Here is a 1,283-nt window from a genome sequence, read left to right as displayed (position 1 = left end):
GGATGGACTTGAGGTCTTTTACGGGGTGGTTAAAAACCTGTTCAATAAAGAAAGTCGGAAACAACTGTTTACCATTCGCCGTAAAAGGGTATAAAAGTATGCGATATTTAAATAATCTTATTTATTACTAAAATCGTAAAATTTTAAACCAAACATGATGGATGCCTTTGGGTTTCCATTCAGATTATTAAAAATCAATTTAAACTCATGAAATGACCATCAGGCTAAGCCATACCAACCAACATCAATATCTGATATCTTCTCAGATTTCATGGCAGGATTTAGCTACTTTGGTTATTGCATGTGACCATTAAAATCAATTATTTACACATGAAAAAGAATGTATTTGTTTTAACGTTCATGCTCATTTTTACAGTGGGAGCTACCTTTGGACAGGGCTATACCTTTAAGGTGCTGGCCAACAAAGGAGCGAATAAGGTAAAGTCGGGATCAGAATGGCAAGCGCTTAAAACCGGAGCCTCACTGCAGGATGGTGATGAGCTTATCATTTCAGAAAATGCCTATCTGGGTTTGGTGCACGCCAGTGGAAAGACACTGGAGTTGAAAGCACCTGGCAATCATAAAATTACAGACCTGGCAGCCAAAGTAAGTTCGGGAGGGTCAAGCGTAGCCAGTAAATATGCTGATTTTGTGTTAAGTAAAATGTCGGCCGAAGGAAAGAAAAACAGGCTGAGCGCCACCGGAGCCGTACATAGAGGTAGCAATGATGCCATTCAGGTATTTATGCCCAGCTCGGTAGGGGTGTTTAATGACAATGCCATCATCAGATGGGATTCCCTGGAAGGTCAGAATACCTACGTAGTTACTTTGAAAAATATGTTTGACGATGTCCTGCTTTCTATCGAAACAAAAGACCCCAATATAGAACTGGACCTGACTGATAACAAGATCGCCAAAGAGAATGTAGTATTGCTTTCAGTAGCGTCAAAAGGTGATGCTGAGGTGAAATCAGGCACTTATGCTATCAAGCGCCTGCCTCAGGCAGATGCTGAGCGCGTAAAAGCTACGCTTAACGACCTCATGTCTGATGTTAAGCAGGAAACAGCGCTCAATAAATATATCCTCGCAGGGTTTTATGAAGAGAACAACCTTCTGATAGACGCCCTGACCAGCTACGAAGAAGCTATAAAGCTAGCGCCTGAGGTGGAAAGCTACAGAGATGCGTATGTGGAGTTCCTGCTCAGAAACAGATTAAATGAATAGTATTATCAGAAAAGAATAAATAAAAAAAGAGGCTGCGAAAGCCTCTTTTTTTTGCCCGT

The 1,283-nt window shown here is 41.2% G+C and carries 1 protein-coding gene; it reads left to right on the top strand.

Annotated features, from left to right (window positions below):
* The first annotated feature begins 330 nt into the window (after window positions 1–330).
* Window positions 331–1,224 (top strand): hypothetical protein, encoded by an 894-nt coding sequence (locus E1163_RS00410; protein WP_155168553.1) that lies wholly within the window; start codon window positions 331–333, stop codon window positions 1,222–1,224.
* Window positions 1,225–1,283 lie beyond the last annotated feature (59 nt).

This window comes from Fulvivirga kasyanovii (assembly GCF_009711405.1).
GTDB lineage: Bacteria > Bacteroidota > Bacteroidia > Cytophagales > Cyclobacteriaceae > Fulvivirga > Fulvivirga kasyanovii.
Note: the sequence above shows the minus strand (reverse complement) of the source record. Positions and strands in the feature narration are given on the sequence as shown.

Bases quoted from the DNA above. Each gene is read 5' to 3' on its own strand.
- E1163_RS00410 (WP_155168553.1), top strand. From the start codon at position 331: ATGAAAAAGAATGTATTTGTTTTAACGTTCATGCTCATTTTTACAGTG.